This is a genomic window from Pedobacter fastidiosus, from assembly GCF_014306625.1.
In the GTDB taxonomy this organism is placed as follows: Bacteria; Bacteroidota; Bacteroidia; order Sphingobacteriales; family Sphingobacteriaceae; genus Pedobacter; species Pedobacter fastidiosus.
The window spans coordinates 290,995-312,389 of record NZ_JACRYL010000003.1; the positions used below are offsets into that span (position 1 = coordinate 290,995).

Sequence of the window (21,395 nt, forward strand, 5' to 3'; positions counted from 1 at the left end):
ATGAAATACAATCGTCAATTAAACCACCGCAAAAAAAATGTTAGTGCAGTATGTTCTAGCAGTATTAATTGTTAGGGATTCTTCACTGCGTTCAGAATGACAGACCTAACAAAGCAAAAATAAAGAGATATGAACTTCAAAAATTTAACAAACAAAACATTAATAACCGATAACGATTTAGATTGGGAGGCCTTAGGGCTTGGCGTTAAGCGTAAAATTATGGCTTACGATGACAGCCTAATGTTGGTTAAAGTAGCGTTTGAAAAAGATGCGATTGGAACAATTCATAATCATCCACACTTACAAATGAGTTACGTAGCTAAAGGAAGTTTCGAAGTTACAATGGGCAATGATAAAAAAGTGCTGAACGAAGGAGATGTATTTTTTGCTCCAACGATGGTATTTCATGGTGTAGTTTGTTTAGAAGCAGGACTTTTAGTTGATATTTTTAATCCGCATCGTGAGGATTTTTTGAAATAATTTTTACTAGCTAAAAAATCTTCGAGCATTAAAGTTAATTACCCCATTTTTTTGAATGCCAACTTATTTAGCAAGGTTTTTTTGAAATAAAGAGAGGGTTAAAGAAATTAAATACCTAACCTTTTAATTGCTGATGTTGCCACTAAACTAAAACTTCTACATTTTAAAGCAACATTCTTTAACCGCTCTCTTTTAAAATTATAAACTTTTTACGCTCCCGTTTTTTACTTCCAGCTTTGCGCTAAAAACCATATTTGGATCTAGCCGTTTAGTTATGGTTTCTCTAATTGTTTTAGCTGTACGATTTACTTTTCCTTTAAAAACAACCTTCCCTTTATATAAAACTTTAATTGCTTTATCGAGATTGAGCATTTTATCGTTTAAATAAATAAATAGCGTTTCATCATCATTATGCTCGATGGTAATGGTATTCTCTTTTAAAGAAACTGCAGCTAAATCTCCTGTCTTCAAACCCGTTGAGTCGGTACCGAGCCAATAAAAATCGCTTTAGTGCCGATCATCCTGAACCCAGTTTATTTTCTTAGGTAAGGGGTTTCTAGTATATTTTGCCATCCAATCTAAAGCAATGGTATCCTTTCTATTCATCCAATGTGGCAAACCTTCATAAACTGTTGTAGAATGTGTGTATCCCGCAGTATCTATCAATTTTAAGCTATCCAATTTCTCTCCCCAAGCTTTAACCAATTTATTTCGGTTGTAGGCAGAATCTGCACCACCAACAAATGCAGTAAAAGGCAAATTCCTCAATGGTAAAGCAGAAGCATCTCCTGGATGACCAGCCATCATTGCCGCAGCAGCCCACCGATCTGCCATTCTTGGAGCCAGCTGAAATACACCATCCCCTCCAGCAGAATAGCCCATAATGTAAACCTTGTTCGGATTTACGCCAAGGAAAATAACAGCTCTTTTAATAACGGAATCGAGCATATTATCTATGTGATCTTCGTGCCAAAGGTTCCATGTATTTGTTGGTGCACGTGGCACGAGATAAACCCCTTCTGCCGGAGTATATAAAAGGTGTTGATTTTGCCACTGCTGATCATTAACTTCTGCTGGAGCATTACCTCCTCCATGTAATGAAATAAATAAACTTCTACCAGTTTCAGGTTTCTTTCCAAAGATTTTATAGTCGTATTTCATTACCAAATCCTTATATAAAACCACATTGGTTTTCCATTTATCACCTGTACTTTGTTTGTATTTTGCTAATTCTTTGCTTATCTCGGCACTTTCAAAAGCATCTGCTTCGTTTTTAGTTAAGTGTTGACCATATATTAATTGCGTGGAAGAAATTCCAAGCAAAATCAACAGTAGGGATATTTTTTTTGATAACATATTTATTGAGGTATGATTGATATTTCTAGACTCTATTCCCAAGTTTTTAAACCTTTTTTCATTTTTTCTAACGTTGCGATATAACTTGCATTATTGGATTTTCCGGCCAAAACTACTGCTTTATTCTCAACTGTTATCGCATCTTTCTTTTTACCAAGTTTATACAGAATATTGGCATACGTATCCATATAAACAGGATTGTTGTTATTCTTAAAAGATGTTTTGCTCCAGTTGGCTGCTTCGCTTAAATAAATGGTATCCTTACAATTTTTAAAAACATCCCAAGCTAAATTGTTTAAGGTTTCTGGTGAAGCATCTTGACCATAAGTTTTCATATAATCTACAGCTGCTTGTGCAAAATTTTTCCAATCAGCTATATTAGAGTAATATCTAATCTTACTAGAAATAACCATCTTATCTACATAGTTAGCCATTTTAGGATATTTGTCCATCGCATTTTTCTTAACCAATTCCCAATCAGTTTTACTGCCATTCGAAAGCACTTTTGAATTAATTTCTTCTTCCTCAATAATTGGTTTAAGAATATTTGCTGTTGCTTCAGCGCCCGATACAGAATCTACCTTAGCCATATTGTTATAGAAGAATTTAAAGCCATTATCAGTACTACTGCGGGTAAAATAGGTGATCATTTCTATATTATCTTTAGTAAACATCGATTTTTGTGTGGCAAAATATTCCGATGTTAATACCATAGCAGTTGAGTCGTTTCCTTCCTTAAGCATAGCAATGGCCATATTTCTAATTAATGCAGGTTCTCTATCACCAGCATTATACTTTTTCGAAACAGTATAATATTGTTTGGATGGATCGATTGCATCTTGAGCTAAGGCCACAAATTCATCAGCTGTAGAAGATGCTCCAACTATTCTATGAACGGCTTCCCCATCACCATTAAAAAATAGAAAAGTTGGAAATGCCTTGATCACATATTTTTTCTCAATATCATCTGCAACTGGATGCCAAGCCTTAACGTCTTCATTATCCTTTGCAGTTTTATCGAATTGCAACTTAACACTGATAAAATTCTTATTAAAAAAATCGCCAGCTTTTGCTTGTGGAAAAACATTATTGCTCATCATTTTGCATGGGCCACACCAAGTGGCAAAACAATCGATAAATATCAATTTATTTTCTGCCTTTGCTTTTGCCTTAACCTGTTCCCATGTTAATCCATGTTCAAAATGGATGCCCTTATCTTGTGCCTTTACCAAAAAAGGCAAAATAAGTAATAATAAAATGCTTAGTTTTTTCATTTGTTGTTTTGTTGTTTTTTAATTGATTTTTAGTGCTTTATCTATTCTTCTGGCTACTTCGTTTAAATGTGCCTTTGAACTTTGGTTTGTTGTTTTTGGTATCGCTATGGAAATATCTTTTCTCAGTATTTCTAAATTTTCTCTAGCAATACAGGATAAGTCCTTTGAATATTGAGGATTGCCTAGCATACTTGTTAAAAAGTATATATATGTTTTTTGTAAGCTCCGCCTATATATTGTTATAGGTTTATTATTTATCAATTCGCTCCAGATACCTAATTTCAAATCGTTTAACAATTCATTAGCGGTATAAGCTTCATCTCCTAAGGATGCTTCTGCTCTGAATGTTAAATCGAGTTTGGTATTAATTAGTTTATTGAACATTACATTTTGTAATGTACCAACAATCAAAAGTGGATTATCGCCAGTCCGGGCTAACACATCTTTATCCAGTAACCAGTATGGTGTAGCAAAAAGGTATTTATTCAAAAATGCAACCGCTTCCTTTTGTTTCATTTTGGGCACATATTGATAAACAGCTATGGTATCGTTTGCAACTCTAGGCGTATTATAAATGCCACCAATATTTTTTAATACATGCTCTATATAATTAACATATTGCCCAAAAGGATTGCCATTTGGCGTATATCCGATTATTTCGTGGTACATGTTGGTTAAATCGGTAAAATTTTTATTCGGTTCTTTTGTCCAATTAATTAAATTGGGTACAAGTCTTTGTAAATTTTTAATTCCATATTCTCCAGCTTTCATGGCATTATCTCCTAAATCCTCCTTTTGTGCCCTTGGATCATTTTCATTGGAATCGTCTCCTTTTAAATAAATTAAACTTGGGTTTTTTAATTTTTCTGAGGCCCATTCTGCTAAATAATTTTGTTCTTCAGCTGGAGTTTTAAATTGAGGAAAAAGGCGATAACCCCATTCAATTGCCCATTGATCATAATCACCTATTCTTGGAAAAAGGTCTTTTCCAGTAATTCCATCTTCAGGCTGGGCAACATAATTAAATCGCGAATAATCCATTATCGAAGGTGTATGCCCATGTTCTTCAACGTAAACTTTATCCCTTAATTTCTCTACTGGTACAGTAGAACTTGCGCCCATATTGTGCAAAAGGCCAAGTGTATGCCCAATTTCATGAGAAATAATTACTCTGATCAATTGTCCCATCAGTTCATCGTCAAAATTCATGTGCCGAGCTTTTGGATCGTTTACCGCAGCCTGAATAAAGTAAGTATCGTGGATAACTTTCATAATACCATGTGCCCAGTTTATATGGCTTTCTAGCAGTTCGCCACTTCGTGGATCATAAATGTTTGGTGCATTTACATCGCCCGTAGAAGGTTTATAAACAATTGCCGAATGTGCAGCGTCTTGCAAACTCCAAGTACTATCTTCGAGTGGCGTTGGAGCAATTTTACCAAAAATTGCATTTTTAAAACCTGCTTTTTCTAAAACAGGTTGCCAATCGTTTACGCCCTGAATTAAATATGGGATCCATTTTTTGGGTGTTGCCGGATCGATGTAAAAAACAATGGGTTTTTTTGGTTCTACCAACTCTCCATGCTTATATTTATCCCAATCTTCAGCCTTAGGTTCTAATCGCCTACGCCGAATGAGCTTAACTTCGTTAATTCCATTTACTTCAAAGTTTATAGCGCTCGTATTAAAATAGCCAATACGATCATCAAAGTACCTTGCCTGCATGGGTACTTTTGGTAACAATAAAAGTGAGGTATTAACTTCTGATGAATTGGTTTTGAGTGCTTGAATCTCTATATTGTCAGAAAAAGCTTTAACTGATGTGATTAAACTGTCAGCCCCTCCAAAAAGCTCATTATTGGTAATAAAAGCGGTTACATCAATTACACTTCCATGTAAATTTTGGGTGTAGGCTTTAACATCAAAAGTTGTAATTATTGCTGGTAAGTTAGATCTGCTTATTGCCGAATAAATACCCGAACTTGTATCCTTTGGTACTGATTTATAACTCGGCGCATAGAGTATTAATTTATTCTTAACACTTTTATCAAAACGAATTACTTTTTGGTCATTTAACTGATCTCCGGTTACGATGGTTTCTGCTACTGCCTTTACCACACGGTTTACAACCACTATATCTCTACCCAGCATACTATCGGGTATTTCAAAATAAAATTTATCATTTTGATGATAAGTGGTAAAAAAGCCTCTACTTATTTTAGCACCACTTGAAATCAATTTATTAAATGAGACAAGTTGCCCGGCCAGTTTTTCTTGTTGTGCTGAGGCAGGTAATGTTGTAATAAGGAATATCATCAGCAATGCTGATGATATTCTAATTTTAATGATGATGTATTTTTTGAGAGCGTAATTAATGAATCCTGAATGGGTTATCTTCAGCATGTTGGTTTAGGTTGCAGGAAAATTTATGTGGTTCGTTAGTTAAAAAAATATGGCCTACCCCAAATAAAAGGGTAAGCCACATTTTTAGTATCGGTAATTTATATCTTTAACCTTCCCGAAGTTTTCGTATTTATTTTTGAAGGTTACCTCACCTGTAGCTTCTATATCAAAGGTATAAACCGTTCCATTACTGCCATTGGAAGTTGCAACAGCAATAGATTCGCTATTTTTTGTCTGTAGGGCAGTTACATCCTCACCCGCTGGAAAAGTATAAGCAACCAATGAATTATTGCTGAGCACATCATATTGATATAAAACGTTGCCTACAGCATAATACATTTGGTTGCGAGAAGGAGCATAAGCAAACCCAACACTCAAATACATATCAGGACTGTTTTCTACTGCTTTAAATAGAGTTGGTTTATAACCGCCCTCCATACCATAGATATAGCAGGAATTATTTGTTTTATCTTTAAAAATTGCAATTAGAGTGCTGTTGTAAATGGACCCAATCTTGCCGATTGTTAGCAATTCATGATTAGGATCAATATTAATGGGATCAAATGCTGTATATGATGGATCAAAAGCCATAGTAGAAGTTGCAAAAGTTGTGCTTATATAGCTATCTCTTATAAAACGGTGATTTAAATTATCAAAAAACATTCCTGAACCTCTATAATATGGAAATGCCTGAGCCGCTAGGGTGTATCCATTAGCATCATAGCTTTTATATTCATCGCCAAACTTAATAGACCCAGCAGATACATTCATATAATACAGTTTTCCGTTATTAATTAAGCTTACATTGTTACCCAGATTTTGGTGCATAAATTCTGGTTTTATCACTGCTGGTTTGCTAAAAAATAAAGAAGAGAAATTAGATAATATTTTAAAACTCCCGTTATCTATTAAATACCCTTCATTACCATAGATTACTGTAGAAAAAGCAATTTCTGGATCTGAGTAAGGAACATAAAATGAATAGGCATGATGTGTAGAAAGTGGTAAGTTTGTACCAGTATTAACTTTTGAAAATAGTTTATAATATGCCTTTTCTTGATCTGGATTTATAAAATTTAAATCGGCTGTAGAGCCAGATTGATCTAAAATAAGCCACCCTGTTTGGTAATTTGTTGTAACAAATAATTTAATCAGCTTGCGATAAACAACACCTGTTTCATTATTTGTAATTCTATAATTCAAGGTATAATAATCTCTTTTTGTTTTAATATCAACGGTACTAATATCCAAGTTCCGCGTTTTGGCAAGCACTTGATAAGTAGAGTCTGCAACTGTTTTACCGGCAACGGCCAAACTCCATTCGAAATTTAAGCCACTTTCGTTTGCCGCAACTTTTTGATTTAAAACCGGTGTTATTTTAAGCTGATCGCCCTGTAGAACAACAACAGAATCTGCAATTGTTATGGCTACATCATTCGGAATTTTATAATCATAATTCCCTTTATCCTTATAGCAAGAAGTGAAGAAAAAAGCTGTTAAACAAAGTATAATTAATGTTTTTCGAACATTGTTGGCTTTTATATTTTTGAGCCAATTGTTGTAATTATTTAAATTAGATTTCATCTTAATATCATTTATATCTAACCGTTAATTTGACGGATAAATGTTTGAAAATTATTTATAATTCGGAGATGGTTAAAAATAAATCTCATTACCGTTTTCATCTTTTAGTTTATCATTTGGATGAGCATTATTGTAAGCCTCTAATGCATCACTTAACCTTGATTGATAGACGACTACATAGTTGGCTAGATCAATTGAAGTATCTGGATTAGTACCAAAATAAACGGGCAAAACATCTACTATAAACTGGTATTTAACGGTGCTAAACTCACCTAATCCTTTGTCTACAAATGCTTCCCAATATGGTGGTTCAATTAGTTTATTACTTATGTTAATTGTATAGGTATCTCCCGTAAAATAATTATTATCATAAGAGATTGAATTACCAACCATTAGGGCTGGAAAATCAGTATTCGGTTCTAACCTTAACATTAATTTTAGGGTATTATTTCCTAAATCTGCAGTGCGATAAACCTCTACACCAAGTTTTTTAGACACAAAAGAACCAGCAGGAATTATGTAGTTCAACAATTTATAATGTTTGCCCGCAATTGCAGTTGTGCCGGTATCAACTACGGAAATTTTAAGTGTTCTATCGTGATCAGAAACATTACCTAAAATACGTACTTGTGGCAACCAAATGGTGTCTTTCAAGATGGTTGAATCTCCTAGAAAATAAAATGAATAGTTTTTTGTAAAGTGACGTATTACAGGAGAAACACCACTTGTACTCTTTACTTGAGGCACCAGAAAATAAGCACCGTCTTGATAGCTTGCTGCGGGCACATTATTATTCTTTTTACATGAGGAAAACAAGCCGATTATAACTGCAAAAAAGCAGATTGCAATTATATTTATATATGTTTTATTTGAATATTTCATAATGGATATTTTTAAATGACTAAGATTAACGGTTACCATTAAGGATTTCTAAATCAGGCAACGGGAATACATAAACTCCGGCTGTAGGCACTTTATTAACGTTGTCATTATCTAACATTTCGTTAAGGTTTAGCCTTTTGTAGTAATAAAACAGTTGGCCTTCGCAGTAAAATTCCTTTTGATATTCTTTAAAAATTTCAGTTTTTAAATCATCTGTGCTTAAATCTGGTGGTAAAAGTCTGAGTCCTCTACTTTTCCTTACTGAATTTAGATAACCAATACCTTCAACAGTTGAAGAACTGGCCTCAGCAGCGATGTAATACATTTCTGGCAATCTAATTAACGGTACTAAACCTTTTTCTTTAGCACCATCTTGCCAAAACTTAGCAGGGAAAATATCATTACTATATAATCTCCATAAGTAGTTATACCTAAAATCTGTACTTCCACTACCATTTACGATCTCGTAAATATGCTCTACCGCCTCATCTGTGTTTCCTCCCCTACCAACTTTATTTGTTAAGGAAGTACCACCGTTAGTTCCATTAAAATAGAATGAAATTTGGGTTGTGGTTGCGAAATCGACCTTATTTAAAGAAAAAATTTGTTCTGGCGTAAACGTATAATCAATTTTGTCACGACCGTTTATTTCATTTTCGTTAATAAATCTTAACCTATTGTTAGCAATTACATTTTTAGCATGTAAAAGCGCATTTACCTTATCTCCACGATACAAGTAAACTCTTGCAAGCGTAGCTTCTACGGCTAAATAATTAAAATGACACTTACGGTTATTTAGCCATGAGTTATCCGAAGAGCTACTTTTTAGATCATCACCTTTTAACAAAACCTCTGCTGCATTTAAATCTTTAATTACACTATCTGTTACTTGTTTTACTGTAGATAATGGCGTAACAACTTTCGCAGTAAATATAGAAACGTAAGGAATACTTGCTTTATCGTCTCCAACTAAATAAGATTGACCAAACATGCGCAATAAATCGAAATGCATGTATGCTCTTAGACCAAGCGCTTCCCCTTTAATCAAATTATAATTGTTTTCGGAAAAAACATCTTTTTTAGCATCAATATTTGCCAAAATATTATTTGTGTTGGCAATTGCGTTGTACATATTCTCCCATATATCTGAGATAATATTTTTGATGTGTTCATCTGTATAGTTGCCTGGTTGATCATAAATTGTACCATATTCATCGTTGTGATATTGATTACCACGAATATCGTATCTACGGGCAATAACATCCATAAAACTCATGGTTAACTTATCTCCGTAAAGTTGGCCAGCAGTCATTTTATAATAAACGCCTGCAGTTGCATCTTTAAAACCCTGTTCATTGCTAAAAAGATCGCTCTGAACAACATCGGTTTTTGATTTTACATCTAGAAATTTCTTGCAACCTGAAAATATAACGGTTACGAGAACTACAATTACTATTAATTTTTTCATAATATTCTTCTATTATAAGTGAAGGGTTATGTTAAATGCGTAAGTTCTGTTGAGTGGATAAGAGGTTCCTCTTTCCTTTTCTTGGCTGAATAAGCTAAAAGCATTGTTCATATAAAATTTAACGTCAATCATATCTGATTTGACTTTATTTTTCATACTGCTATTCACTTTTTCGATTACCTTGTTGCTAAACTTGGTGATGTATTTTGATAGCAATGCACCGGGATCTAGAGAAAGTCCTGTTAATTCTATTGCTGCATTTTTGCGCACAAACCTCGAAGTAATTACTTTTTGAACATCGGTACGATGGTAACCATCTAACGTGGTTAAGCCTTTGTAATCTGCAACATCACCAGGGTTTTGCCAGCGCCCATCTAGTGCTCTCCGATCAACATTGTAGTTAACATCGGCACTTTCTAATTTATCAGCAAGCGTTGTGTTGTACTTTACGCCACCTAAAACTACATTTAAGCCAAAATTTAATTTAAGCCACTTATATTGAAAATGATTGTTAAAAGTAATGTTGAATTTTGGTTGCAAATCGCCAAGCGCAACTTGATCTAAAACGTTCCAAATGTAGGTTTGCTTACCATCTTTGGTTAAGAAGATCTCGTAACCATTACTCGGATCAATCCCTAATGATCTTACCGCATATAAAGTACTTATACTTGATCCTTCTTTGTATTGTAAAAATGGAGCTGAAGATGTTTGTTTTGCTAAACTATCAGTAATCACTTTATTTTGATTACGCAAAACATCAGTTATTTCTAACAGCGTATTTTTATTGTGATACCAACTGGTGGATACATTCCAGAAAAGTTGTCTATCCGGATTTTTTATAATAAAAGCACTTAAACTGATGTCATAACCTGTATTCTTGGTTTTTCCCAAATTATTTTGAAAACTGCTAAAACCTGATGATGGAGCGGCGGGGTTGGCCATAATTAAATCATCAGTTATTTCGTTGTAATAGTTAAAATTAACCATCAAACGATTGTTAAATAAACCTAAATCTGCACCTAAATTTAATTTCTTGGTGCGTTGCCATTTTAGATCTGGATTACCCGCAGCAATTAAACTTGTGGGAATAAAATCTAAATACTGACCAGAGGTGTTGTATTTGTAAGTAGTTGTTGAAGCGAAACTATCGAAATTAACAGAGCCTGTAAAACCATAACTTCCACGCAACTTTAACTGGTTAATCACTTTTGGAAGTTTAAAAAGTTTTTCTTTATGTACATTCCAAGCAGCACCAACTGACCATAGTTTACCAAAGCGATTATCTGCACCAAATACAGATGAACCATCGATACGGAAAGAGCCATCAAGTAAATAACGATTATCAAAAGCGTAACTGGTATTGCCGTAGAAGCCTACTGTTCGGTTTATTTGATAACTGCCATCTGGCTTCTCTCCATTATATTTTAGCGCAAAAGAGATATCATCCAATCGATCGCTGGCAAAGCCCTTCGTTTTAATGGTTAATGATTCTCCACTACCCTCTTGTATATTTGTACCAAAAGTTGCATAAACAGTGTGTTGCCCCATCACCTTACCATAGTTTATATTAAAACTTGCCTGTGTGCTTCTGTCTGTGCTATTCGTCTTATCATAACTTCCTTTATCAGAAAAATTACCAGGACCAAAAAACTGTGATGCAGCACGTGGTAAAAATTTATTGGTTTCGCCTGTACTATTTTGAATGGTAAATGTTCCATTCAATTTAAATTCTGGTGTAATCGCATATTCAGCATATACATTATGCCCCATACTTAATTGCTTAGCATTATCAACAGTATTTAGTGTGGTATTCCATAATGGATTAATTTCTGTTGGAACACGTCCATCTAGAGAAACAGGATTTCCATTAATGTCATTAAGAATATAATTATCTACATATTTAGAAATTTGGCCATTTTGCCCTGTTTTTGTCCAATATGGATTTAACTTTGAATATTGGCTAAAATCACCATAGGGCGAATTATTGCTGGTTGTTGAGCCTAAAGAGAACTGATATTGAAAACTTAAACCTTTATACTTGTACTTCATGTTTAAGTTACCCGCTAAATTATCACGATTGGATCCTTTCATTATCCCACCATTTTTACCATAATTAACATTTAGCTGATACACAAACCGCTCGGTACCAGCACTTAAGTTGATGCTGTGTGCCTGATTAAATTCTGGGTGCAATGGTTGAGATAACCAATAGGTATTTACGCCGTTTTGGATATTGCGAAGCTTTAGATTATATAAGTTTGTTAATCGATTTTGAGTAACGAAATTTGGATCCTTGTAAAGACCTGCAATTCGTTCATAATTAAGTTTCTCTTCGGCATTCATTAAATTAAAACTGGTTAAATCTGGCAGATTTACAGTTAAGTTGGCTGTGTACATGATATCCAACTCACCTGGTTTTGGCTGTTTAGTTTCAATTACCATTACTCCATTTGCAGATTTTGAACCATAAATTGCCGTTGCAGCGGCGTCTTTTAAGAGCGTGATTTTGGCAATTCTATTAATGTCCATATCATACACCTTTTGCAAGGTAGATTCGAAACCATCTATAATAATTAGCGGCGGATTACTGATATAACCATACTCACTTTGCAAATCGGTTTGTGCAATACTATTGCTTCCACGTAACTGCACTCTTGGTATTACATTTGGATTGGATCCGTTGATATCATCGGTAGGCATTTGAAATGATGCATCTAATGTTTTTAATGCGGTTAAAATACTTGTCGGGCTTATTTCTCGTAGTTGATCGCCAGTAAAACTCGTAGCCGATCCTGTAAAATTGGCTTTTGGGCGACTGAAAATACCATTTACCACCACATCCTCCATGGTATTGTCTGATTCTTTAATAGAGACATTTGCCGTTACAGTGCTTTTGCTTACATCAACATCTAGTTGCTTTTTATCAAAACCGATGTAACTTAAAATCAAAGTGTGTTTTCCGTAAGGAACTCTGCTAAAATTATAAGACCCGTCTTTTCCTGTAACCGTAGCCATTTTTAAACTGGGTATGGCCACGTTTACACCTTCTACGGGTTGTTTCCGATCATCTTTAACCACACCTTGAATAAATCCAAAAGTAGCTTTGCCTACACTTTTAGGTTCAGGCTTTTGATCGGTTCTTCTAATAACAAAAGTTCCATCTTGGATTTCATAGCTAAACGGCTGATCGGCAAAACATTTATCGAGCACTTCACTTATAGAGGCTTGATTAACATTTACACTAACAGGTTTAGCGCCTGTAAACATTGCCTCATTGTAAACCACAGATACTTTGGTTTGCTTAGAGATTTCTTTGATTACCTTTTGCAAAGAAACATTTTGCATTTTTAGTGTAACCGTTTGTGCCTGCGCCTGGGCGTACACGGCAAGCCATGGTAAGAGCAAGAAAAACATCGATAATTTAAAAACCCTAAATGCCCTTTTTACAGGTGTTTTTGATTTCGATGGATTACAACAACTTACATGAGCATTAACATTAAGTAATTTTAACTGCATAGTTTGATAGTTTGGTTGGTTATAGTTGAATAAATAGTTTAAAAAAATGGCTATAGTTATTCATCAACCGGAAATCAACTTCTTGAAAACCGCTGCAGGATGTGCTAAACTGAAATAGGGGGATTTTTTACGGGTTAACGATCAATCTTTTTTCTTCAAGCTTAAATTTTATACCGTTAGTTTCTAATAATTTTAATACTTTGGATAGTGGCAGATTTTTACTGATTCGACCACCAAATTCTTCTGAGTTAATCGCTCCTTTAAACTCAACATCTACATTATACCATCGCCCAATCTGCCTCATGATTGTTGGTAAATCTGTATTGCTAAATTCGAAAAAGCCAATTTTCCAAGCCATGATCTGATCTATATCTACGTTGTTATTAACCAACATACTTGATCCAGTTTTTAACAATTGAACTTGTTGACCAGGCTTGATTAATTTAAATTGATGAGATTGAAGTTCCTCAACCTTAACACTCCCTTCTAAAAGGGTTGTTTTCGTGCTGGCCTCATCCGCATAAGCATTTACATTAAAATGAGTACCTAAAACTTCAACAACGGATTGATTGACCTGGACTTTAAAAGGCATAGCTTTATTTTTGGCTACTTCAAAATAAGCTTCGCCTGTAATTTCTACCACTCTCTCTTTGCCTTTAAAGCTTGTTGGGTATTTTATTGATGAAGCTGAGTTTAGCCAAACCTGAGTTCCATCGGGCAAACTCAATTGATATTGACCTCCTTTTGGTGTACTTAAAGAATTGAATACTACCTCCTTATTCGCGTCATTCAAATTATTATAAGCAATATGGCCATCATTAAGTTTATTGATTTCTCCATTGCCCTGCTGAGCCAATTTTCCATTGTTCGCACTATCTAAAACTACCTGTGTTCCATTTGATAAAGTAAGAATGGCTTTATTACCGCCTGGTTGGATATCCTTTACCAAACTATTGCCTGGAGATATAACAGTTTTCGATTTATTAAGCACTAAAAAATATGTTCCTATTGATAATGCAATTAAAATGCAAGCTGCCGAGGCATACTTAAACCAAATTTGATTAATAATTTTAACACGAACAGGAACTTCTATTTTATATAGATTGCTGATGCGCTCATTTATTTTTGAAGCAATTCTTGCTTTTAAAGTCAACTCATCTTTAGCAAATTGTTTATCAATAACAATTTCGCATTCATCATTAAAATGATTGTACCAATCTGCAAATTCTTGTTCCTCGTTAGATGTAATGCTCCCATTAAGCCATTTTTCGGCAAGCATTTCTAAACGTTCATTGTATGGTTTTTCCTGCATAAAAGAATAAAGTATTGTGGCTCTTTAATATATAGCCAATTGAAAACGAGGTTTCCGTGACAAGGATTGAAAATATTTTTTAAAAAAATAGAAATTAAATTATTAAGAATATAAAATCTGACCAAATTCTATATAAAAAAAGAAAATAAAATTGTTTTCAATCCCGATCTAAGTCTTTTTACAGCTCTTCTAAGATGAGTTTCTACTGTATTTTCCGAAATACCCATCTTTTCAGCTATTTGTTTTTGTGATAATCCTTGTTCGCGACTTAAAACAAACGCCATTTGACCTTTTTCAGGTAAAGATTTTACCAATTTTGCTAACCGACCTTGTAATTCTTTTAATTGAAGAAAGTCTTCTGTACTATTATCCATTTCAGATAAATCTGAGGAAGAAGCATAACTTTGATAACGCTTCTGTTTTGCCAAAAAATTAATCACCTCGTATTTAACGGCTATAGCCAAATAAGCACTTAAAGAAGTTTGTATAAAAAGTGTTTCATAATTATTCCAAAGGCGAAGCATGATATCTTGCACTAAATCTTCGGCTTCATCAGCATTACCCAATCTATTGGTTGCCGTAACAAAGAGTTTATCCCAAAACCGATCGTAAATTTCATCAAAGGCTTGCCTTTCTCCTTTTTGCAAAAGAGTAACCAATTCCTCATCACTATACGATTTATAAGAAGCCATTATTCAACGCCGTAATCAATTGCTAAGTTAATTAAAACATAACAAAAAAATTACGCCATGATGTAGGAAAAGCAATTCAGATTATAATTACTCAAAAGTAAAGCGTACGTTTTTATAACCCAAGCCTTCTATTATTGGTTTTAAAACAGTTGTAGCATTGGTTTTAGTTTGATTTAAAATGCTAGATTTTTTCACTTCTGCTGTTACTTGCTTCTCTGCGGCCTTATAAGCTTCATCAACCAAACCAGCCTCACGAAAGAAAGCCATTTTAGTATCGTAAACGCGAGAGTTTTTATGATCTATTTTTACATAACAAATCTCTGGCTGTGGTAAATTTACTACAGCTGTATCTGCATCAATATCAATATCCTCTTTAGTTATTTTAGTTAAATCTATACAACCCACAGCCTCTGCTTTAACTATTAACAAAACGCTTGCTTCTGGCAAAAAATCTGTTTTGTTTTTGTGTTCCAGTACGTCACTAATTTGATAGCGAACAAGCTCTAATTTACCAATAGCCTCTATTCTCTCTACTAAAAGCTGATGTTTGCTTTCTACTGAAGTATTGATGCTAAACTTTTTTGAGATAAATAAATAGCCGGCAACTATTAAAATTAGCCAGGGTAAAATTCGAAAAACAGTTTTCATATCAAAAAAATGAGGATAAAATTCTTATTATTTTATCCTGCTTAATCAATTATTAAACCACAATTTTCCTCGTAGCATTTTTGGCAGTTGTTTTGTATTACCGAAATAACAAACACACAAATAAACACTAATCACATGAAAAAGCTAACATTTTTACTCCTTTGCATCACCACAATCGGACTGGTGTCGTGCAAAAAAGACGTTTATGTTCCAGATTCTGGACTACCGAACCAAACTATTGAAACCGTCATCAATGCAAATCAGTGGGTTTATTCTGAAAACAATACCAGATTATCTACAACGGTTAGTTTTCCCGAAATAGATGATGCGACTTTTCGAAACGATGGTATTTTAGTTTACATCTATCCAGATAATTCGGTAAATGAATACAAACAATTGCCAATGGTATTTGATGCTCAAGCCTACAGTTATATTGTAAGGAAAGGTTCGATTACTATAGATATCCAAACCTCTGGTGACAATGTATTGATTCCTAAAAAGCCAACTGCACCGATTGGTCTAAGGGTTGTAATTGTGACTTCAAGCCTGTAATCTTGATTACAAACCCATTTCTTAATAAATAAAAAGGCGATTATAATTAACGACCATCTTTAAATAAAAGATGGTCGTTTTTCTTTTTAAGACAAATTAATAATACATAATCACATATTAATTATTTTATTTCTTGTAGTATTACTAAACTTATAGTTATGTTTGCAAAAAAAAATTTATGAAAAACAAATTTTTATTCATGTGGATAATTCCACTAATCCTATTGGTAGCCTCCTGTAAAAAGGAGAGTTCAATAATTCCAGGAAAAAAATCTAAAATGTTAAATAAGTCTGATTTAATTGGAAATTGGATTCCGTATAAAATTGTTTCTGGAATAACAGATAAAGATAGAATACTTATAATTTCTGATAGTTCTGATCATGTGAAAAATTATTTACCAAGCTATAACATCACTAGTAATTATTTAATCACCAATTACAAGAAATCCACATATAAACTTTATCCATCCAAAAACAATTTTCTCTTGGAATATAATATTTTTGATGTTCCTCAAAAATTTCCTGTTTTAGGAATAGAAGATAATATATTGTCTATACAACGTACAGAAGTTATTGGAATAATTCAAAAAATTGACACAATATATTATAAAAAATAGCATGAAGACTCTAAAAATAATTATAACAGTTACTTTTCTTTTTTTTGTAAAAAATTTATATTCTCAAACGACAATATTAGATTTCACAAGAGTTCCTCAAACATATGCAGGTGATGGAACTTATAATCCAAATTATTTTGATAATAGTGGCTGTTCAAACAAATTTGGGCCGAATCCATTGATTGTAAATGGGTATAATTTAAGATCAGTAGGCGTTTCAAATATATTTCCTGTATATACGAATACATCAACAACATATAAATGGAGTTTATATGCATGGGGAAATACTAAAACAGGGCAAAGATGTAATGTTGGAATTTCAGTGGAATACCCATTCAAAGCAAATAAAACTTATGAAATTGAATTAAACGGTGTTAATGATCATATGGCAGATGGACACGAAAGCTCACCTAAAATGGTGTACAATGGGGTATTTTGGATAAAACTTGATGATAATCCGGCTCTTGTAACAAATGCTCCCGATCCATGTATGGAGTGGTACATGCAATTTGAAAAAAGCGTAGGCCGATATTCAAAACTTATTGCTGATGGTGTCATTGCTATAGAGAATAAAACTTACCGAGTTAAATTTTCACCACTTGAAGCAAAATCTGCTCTAAAAATAATTTTTGATTCTTCACCCACTGCTCCGGATATAATTATTGATAATATTTTTCACTTAAAGAATATCAAAATAACGGAAATGCCTTATGAAGAGGAAGGGCCGAGTTATATAGCATCATATACCAATGTGCCCAAACCCCATCCTTGGAATCCAGCATATGAAATACCAGGTGTTGTAGTGAGACCTAGTAATGGATATGCTTATCCCACAAGACCAAATGTAGTAACACCTAGCATACCAACAAATTTGTGGACACTAAATTCTGATGGGATCGGTTATTCAATATATCTTAGTGATGTAATCTCAAACCTGAATGTATCACAAACTATATATTTAGATTTATTAGGAGATATAACATATGGCCCAAGGCCTGGTCAACAAGGCAGACAAAGTATTGCTGTACCTGGTGCTTACCAAGGCAATAACTATACATATACTACTTTTAACAATGATATTGTAATTACGGTAAAAAATAGCACAAATACTCCCCCTGTAAATCCAATAGATTTTGTTTTAACTTATTATTAAAAATTCTAAAACTCCAGAAAACGACTGATGTTCAACTGAACGGAGTCGTTTTTTTTATGCACGCCTTTATTCAGTTGCAAGGCACGAACATTCACTCCGTTTCTTTCTAACAAAAGTTCATCATAAAACCCTTTGTAATAAACATCTTTTACCTCATAACGCCTACTGTTCCAACTATTGCTCATTTCTGCCCATTCGGGATAAAAAACCACAAACTCTTTATAGGTTTTGAGGCCAAGTTTTTCGGCATCTAATCTTGGTAAAACAACAGCATTGCCCAAAATTTGTGCAGTATAAATGTGTTTTGGATTTTGATAAATATCTGATGGTTTTCCGGTTTGAAGGAGTTTCCCATCCTTAATAATCAATAATTGATCGGCTAAGAATAATCCATCAGCAGGATCATGAGAAACCAAAATTACGGTAACGCCAGTTTCTGAAGCAACCCGCTTAATATCGGCACGAAGTTGATTTTTTAATAAAGCATCTACCTGACTAAAAGGTTCATCTAAGAGCAAAACCTGAGTATCTGCGACCATTGCTTTTGCAATTGCAACGCGTTGTTGCTCGCCACCACTAAGCTCTATAATTTTTTTGTTCTGTAAGGGCAAAATCCTTAAATGCTCCATAATTTGAAGCGTTTTTTCGGATTTGGTTTTAAGATCTGTATTGGATAATTGTGAAGCGATATTATCATAAACTTTGGCATAAATGTTCAATGAAAAATCTTGGGTAACCATTTTCATCTGTTTATGCCCAGGGATTAACTGTTCATCGGGTCCTTTTACTTTTTCATTTTCAAAAAATATTTCACCTTCATCTGCCTTCAGTAATCCATATATAGATTTTAATAAGGTAGATTTCCCACTTCCACTCTCGCCAATTATAGCCACAACGTCTCCCCTATTAATTTCGAAACTAATATTTTTAACACCTCCAGCCTGTTCTGCCTGATATTGTTTGGTTAAATTTTTAACACTAATTATGGTATTGCTCACAGAGTAAAGATAAAGCTTAAAGGAGAAAGACAAAAGCTTACAGCAAAATGTTTTTACGCAAAAAATCCTGTCTCGCCTAACCGAAACAGGATTTATACTATTTATGTGTTGTGTGTGTTTAATTCAATCCGAAAGTTATACCGAAACTCATGTTTCTTAATCCGGCTTGTGCAGGTGTGGTAAACATATCGTTGAAGTAATATTTAGTAAACAAACCTAAACCATCATAACCAAATCTTATTGTACCTCCGTAGCGAACCGATTGGAAATGGTAGCTATCATATTGTTTTTCTTTTCCACGTTCATCGCTAATTTGTTTTACTTTTCCATTTAGCAAGAAGCTAACCTCAGGACCTAAAACAAAATAGAATCTTTTTCCTTTACTACTTTCCTTTGTACGAAACTCGAAGTTTAAAGGAATGTGTACATAACTGCTCGAGAAACGATTTTTAGAGAAAGCAATATTCTCATTTACATAAGTTAACGTTGGCTGGTTTTTCTGAATGGTAATGTTATCTCTTAAGCGAATTAAAGTCCAATCGAAACCACCTGCAACATAAATTTTAAAGTTAGAGTTAAAACGGTATCCGAATTGCAGAACATCAAAAGAGAATGTACTGGTTTTGCCTCCTTTATAATCTAAAAACTGATTGTTTGGAGATAAGTTAAAGTCGCCATTATCAATTAATCTAGAGAAGCCTAAATCAACTCTGGTAAATGTTATGCCACCAACGAAACGACCTTTTTTAGCGTTCTGTGTCGAATCTGCAGTTTTGGTTATTAGGTTCCCTCCTCCGATATTTAAAGTGTACTTACTTTTCTTTTTTATTACTGTGTCTTTTGCTACTGTATCTTGCTGTGCAAAAGCACTTGGAGCCATAACACCGGCAAGCCCGCTTACCAAAAGTGTTGTAAAAATTAGATGTTTCATATGTTGTGTGTTTATTTTAAATGTTCAATTGTCATTAGTTCATTCGTTAAGGTGCATTATCCTTAAATCCTAGTTATTTCTTATTCTTTTTCCCGAATTTAAAAGGACCAATGTTTATCGATGAAAGGGAAGAATCATCATCATCCGTACGGAATTGAATAAACTTATCTTTTCTTTTATCAACTTTGTTTACGATTAGATTTACTACATCGCCAACATTACGGATCCCTTTATTACTTAGGTCGTTTTCGTTAACTACGTCATTTGCTGGTGTCTCAACCATTGCAATCACCTCTTCTTTAGGCTGTTGAATAGCTTCTTCAATTTTTTTCTTAATTATTTCCTGTCTCGGCACTTCAACTGTAGCGATGTATGTGTCTTGCTTTTGCATTTCGGGCGCTGTAACTATCCGTTGCTTCTCTAGTGGTTTAACTTCAATTGTTTTAGCTATAGATGATGAAGGTTTTGTTGCAATAGGTAAAGTACTTTCAACTTGGCTTTCTATTGGTTGAGAAGCTGGTGTAATAGAATCTTTAACAGAATTTGTTTTTACAACAGGCTTAACGCTTTCCCTTCCATTGCTAGCAAGATTTTTATCTGGATTAGCCGTATTTTGTTGTTGATAAACTAAAACCCCAACTGTAGCAATTAATAAAACCGCGGCTGCAGATAACCAATAAATTGGTACAATTCTTTTTTTCTTAGGTTCAATTTCGCTTTCTATGCTGCTCCATAAGTCCCTAGATGGTGTTACTTCTGCATCCGCAAAAGCATCTTTAAATAATTTGTCAAAATCCTTATCCTGTATAGGTTGCATAACCAAATCCCTCCATTTTTATAATTTCTTCTTTTAATATTGCTCTCGCTCTCGATAACTGAGATTTACTTGCTCCTTCTGAGATTCCAAGTGTTTCTCCTATTTCTTTGTGCGAGTAACCCTCAATCACATACATGTTGAAAACCATTCGGTAACCATCTGCCAATTTTTGTATTACTTTCATTAAATCCTGCATCCCCAAAGTTCCAAAATCGAAGCCTGTTGATGGTTGTTCGTAAGCTTCATCTATTTCCACCACATTTAAGCTGCGTAAATTTTTTCGGTAACTTTCAATTGCGGTATTCACCATTACTCTTCTAATCCAGCCTTCAAAAGAACCATCGCCTCTGTAATCTTTAATTTTTTGGAAGATTTTGATGTAGCCCATCTGCAAAACATCTTCAGCCTCCATTCTATCTTTGGCGTAGCGTATGCAAACGGCCAACATTTTAGAAGCAGTTTGCTTATAAAGCATCTCCTGCATCTTCCGGTCGCCAGCTTTGCAGCCTTCCATCAAATCGTTTATCGTATAGCTTCGCGTCAATTTCATTGTGTGTTTGTATATAGAAGATGTGCATTTACAAACAATGGTTGCATGGGGAGAAGAAAAAAGTTAAAATAAGTTAAAGTAATTTTCAAAACACTGATTTACAGCTAAATAAATTACAATTTATTTCTAAATAAATTTGATAGCATTAGAAACAAGGTAGCTT

At 34.0% G+C, this 21,395-nt stretch carries 19 protein-coding genes; 4 read left to right on the forward strand and 15 right to left on the reverse strand.

Going from position 1 to position 21,395, the window contains the following annotated elements:
- Positions 1-129 precede the first annotated feature (129 nt).
- Positions 130-480, forward strand: coding sequence for a cupin domain-containing protein (locus H7U22_RS04865; protein WP_187070221.1), 351 nt, complete (start codon positions 130-132; stop codon positions 478-480).
- A 198-nt stretch (positions 481-678) separates the two neighbouring features.
- Here H7U22_RS04865 and H7U22_RS04870 read toward each other — a convergent pair whose 3' ends face one another.
- The 11 genes from H7U22_RS04870 to H7U22_RS04920 all read right to left on the reverse strand — a co-directional run bounded on the left by H7U22_RS04870 (position 679) and on the right by H7U22_RS04920 (position 15,615).
- Entirely contained in the window at positions 679-951 is a 273-nt protein-coding gene (locus tag H7U22_RS04870; RefSeq protein WP_187070222.1) for a hypothetical protein, read from the reverse strand.
- 36 nt (positions 952-987) lie between these two features.
- A complete protein-coding gene (locus tag H7U22_RS04875; protein WP_187070223.1) occupies positions 988-1,836 on the reverse strand; it encodes a hypothetical protein in 849 nt (282 codons plus the stop codon).
- 32 nt (positions 1,837-1,868) lie between these two features.
- Positions 1,869-3,110: a thioredoxin family protein gene (locus H7U22_RS04880; protein WP_187070224.1), complete on the reverse strand. Its 1,242-nt coding sequence runs from the start codon at positions 3,108-3,110 to the stop codon at positions 1,869-1,871.
- Positions 3,111-3,128: 18 nt separating this feature from the next.
- Positions 3,129-5,426 carry a zinc-dependent metalloprotease gene (locus tag H7U22_RS04885; RefSeq protein ID WP_222621795.1) on the reverse strand — a complete coding sequence of 766 codons (2,298 nt, stop codon included), beginning with the start codon at positions 5,424-5,426 and terminating at the stop codon, positions 3,129-3,131.
- 171 nt (positions 5,427-5,597) lie between these two features.
- On the reverse strand, positions 5,598-7,097 hold the full coding sequence (locus tag H7U22_RS04890) for a PKD-like family lipoprotein (protein WP_187070226.1): 1,500 nt from the start codon (positions 7,095-7,097) through the stop codon (positions 5,598-5,600).
- 72 nt (positions 7,098-7,169) lie between these two features.
- A complete protein-coding gene (locus tag H7U22_RS04895; protein WP_187070227.1) occupies positions 7,170-7,979 on the reverse strand; it encodes a DUF4843 domain-containing protein in 810 nt (269 codons plus the stop codon).
- 25 nt (positions 7,980-8,004) lie between these two features.
- A complete protein-coding gene (locus H7U22_RS04900) occupies positions 8,005-9,447 on the reverse strand; it encodes a RagB/SusD family nutrient uptake outer membrane protein (RefSeq protein WP_187070228.1) in 1,443 nt (480 codons plus the stop codon).
- A gap of 12 nt (positions 9,448-9,459) precedes the next feature.
- Complete coding sequence (locus tag H7U22_RS04905) at positions 9,460-12,963, reverse strand: SusC/RagA family TonB-linked outer membrane protein (RefSeq protein WP_187070229.1); 3,504 nt, start codon at positions 12,961-12,963, stop codon at positions 9,460-9,462.
- Between the two features lie 127 nt (positions 12,964-13,090).
- Entirely contained in the window at positions 13,091-14,275 is a 1,185-nt protein-coding gene (locus H7U22_RS04910) for a FecR family protein (RefSeq protein ID WP_187070230.1), read from the reverse strand.
- A gap of 128 nt (positions 14,276-14,403) precedes the next feature.
- On the reverse strand, positions 14,404-14,967 hold the full coding sequence (locus H7U22_RS04915; RefSeq protein WP_187070231.1) for an RNA polymerase sigma factor: 564 nt from the start codon (positions 14,965-14,967) through the stop codon (positions 14,404-14,406).
- An 87-nt stretch (positions 14,968-15,054) separates the two neighbouring features.
- Positions 15,055-15,615, reverse strand: coding sequence for a DUF4230 domain-containing protein (locus tag H7U22_RS04920; protein WP_187070232.1), 561 nt, complete (start codon positions 15,613-15,615; stop codon positions 15,055-15,057).
- Between the two features lie 135 nt (positions 15,616-15,750).
- Between H7U22_RS04920 and H7U22_RS04925 the strand changes: the two genes are divergently transcribed.
- From H7U22_RS04925 to H7U22_RS04935, 3 genes are all read left to right on the forward strand, one after another.
- A complete protein-coding gene (locus H7U22_RS04925) occupies positions 15,751-16,167 on the forward strand; it encodes a hypothetical protein (protein ID WP_187070233.1) in 417 nt (138 codons plus the stop codon).
- Between the two features lie 178 nt (positions 16,168-16,345).
- Positions 16,346-16,783, forward strand: coding sequence for a hypothetical protein (locus H7U22_RS04930; RefSeq protein WP_187070234.1), 438 nt, complete (start codon positions 16,346-16,348; stop codon positions 16,781-16,783).
- Position 16,784: 1 nt separating this feature from the next.
- On the forward strand, positions 16,785-17,936 hold the full coding sequence (locus H7U22_RS04935) for a hypothetical protein (protein ID WP_187070235.1): 1,152 nt from the start codon (positions 16,785-16,787) through the stop codon (positions 17,934-17,936).
- A 5-nt stretch (positions 17,937-17,941) separates the two neighbouring features.
- On the opposite strand, the gene H7U22_RS04940 is transcribed toward H7U22_RS04935, so the two are convergent.
- The 4 genes from H7U22_RS04940 to H7U22_RS04955 all read right to left on the reverse strand — a co-directional run bounded on the left by H7U22_RS04940 (position 17,942) and on the right by H7U22_RS04955 (position 21,232).
- Entirely contained in the window at positions 17,942-18,934 is a 993-nt protein-coding gene (locus H7U22_RS04940; RefSeq protein WP_187070236.1) for an ABC transporter ATP-binding protein, read from the reverse strand.
- Positions 18,935-19,052: 118 nt separating this feature from the next.
- Positions 19,053-19,865 carry an outer membrane beta-barrel protein gene (locus tag H7U22_RS04945; RefSeq protein WP_187070237.1) on the reverse strand — a complete coding sequence of 271 codons (813 nt, stop codon included), beginning with the start codon at positions 19,863-19,865 and terminating at the stop codon, positions 19,053-19,055.
- A gap of 73 nt (positions 19,866-19,938) precedes the next feature.
- Positions 19,939-20,682, reverse strand: coding sequence for a hypothetical protein (locus H7U22_RS04950; protein WP_187070238.1), 744 nt, complete (start codon positions 20,680-20,682; stop codon positions 19,939-19,941).
- A complete protein-coding gene (locus H7U22_RS04955; RefSeq protein WP_187070239.1) occupies positions 20,663-21,232 on the reverse strand; it encodes an RNA polymerase sigma factor in 570 nt (189 codons plus the stop codon). Before H7U22_RS04955 ends, H7U22_RS04950 begins: the two co-directional genes overlap by 20 nt.
- Positions 21,233-21,395 lie beyond the last annotated feature (163 nt).

What these genes read in the sequence shown, in the direction of transcription:
- H7U22_RS04865 (WP_187070221.1), top strand. Translation starts at nt 130, where the DNA reads ATGAACTTCAAAAATTTAACAAACAAAACATTAATAACCGATAACGAT.
- H7U22_RS04875 (WP_187070223.1), bottom strand. Translation starts at nt 1,836, where the DNA reads ATGTTATCAAAAAAAATATCCCTACTGTTGATTTTGCTTGGAATTTCT.
- H7U22_RS04880 (WP_187070224.1), bottom strand. Translation starts at nt 3,110, where the DNA reads ATGAAAAAACTAAGCATTTTATTATTACTTATTTTGCCTTTTTTGGTA.
- H7U22_RS04885 (WP_222621795.1), bottom strand. Translation starts at nt 5,426, where the DNA reads ATGATATTCCTTATTACAACATTACCTGCCTCAGCACAACAAGAAAAA.
- H7U22_RS04890 (WP_187070226.1), bottom strand. Translation starts at nt 7,097, where the DNA reads ATGAAATCTAATTTAAATAATTACAACAATTGGCTCAAAAATATAAAA.
- H7U22_RS04895 (WP_187070227.1), bottom strand. Translation starts at nt 7,979, where the DNA reads ATGAAATATTCAAATAAAACATATATAAATATAATTGCAATCTGCTTT.
- H7U22_RS04900 (WP_187070228.1), bottom strand. Translation starts at nt 9,447, where the DNA reads ATGAAAAAATTAATAGTAATTGTAGTTCTCGTAACCGTTATATTTTCA.
- H7U22_RS04905 (WP_187070229.1), bottom strand. Translation starts at nt 12,963, where the DNA reads ATGCAGTTAAAATTACTTAATGTTAATGCTCATGTAAGTTGTTGTAAT.
- H7U22_RS04910 (WP_187070230.1), bottom strand. Translation starts at nt 14,275, where the DNA reads ATGCAGGAAAAACCATACAATGAACGTTTAGAAATGCTTGCCGAAAAA.
- H7U22_RS04915 (WP_187070231.1), bottom strand. Translation starts at nt 14,967, where the DNA reads ATGGCTTCTTATAAATCGTATAGTGATGAGGAATTGGTTACTCTTTTG.
- H7U22_RS04920 (WP_187070232.1), bottom strand. Translation starts at nt 15,615, where the DNA reads ATGAAAACTGTTTTTCGAATTTTACCCTGGCTAATTTTAATAGTTGCC.
- H7U22_RS04925 (WP_187070233.1), top strand. Translation starts at nt 15,751, where the DNA reads ATGAAAAAGCTAACATTTTTACTCCTTTGCATCACCACAATCGGACTG.
- H7U22_RS04930 (WP_187070234.1), top strand. Translation starts at nt 16,346, where the DNA reads ATGAAAAACAAATTTTTATTCATGTGGATAATTCCACTAATCCTATTG.
- H7U22_RS04935 (WP_187070235.1), top strand. Translation starts at nt 16,785, where the DNA reads ATGAAGACTCTAAAAATAATTATAACAGTTACTTTTCTTTTTTTTGTA.
- H7U22_RS04945 (WP_187070237.1), bottom strand. Translation starts at nt 19,865, where the DNA reads ATGAAACATCTAATTTTTACAACACTTTTGGTAAGCGGGCTTGCCGGT.
- H7U22_RS04950 (WP_187070238.1), bottom strand. Translation starts at nt 20,682, where the DNA reads ATGCAACCTATACAGGATAAGGATTTTGACAAATTATTTAAAGATGCT.
- H7U22_RS04955 (WP_187070239.1), bottom strand. Translation starts at nt 21,232, where the DNA reads ATGAAATTGACGCGAAGCTATACGATAAACGATTTGATGGAAGGCTGC.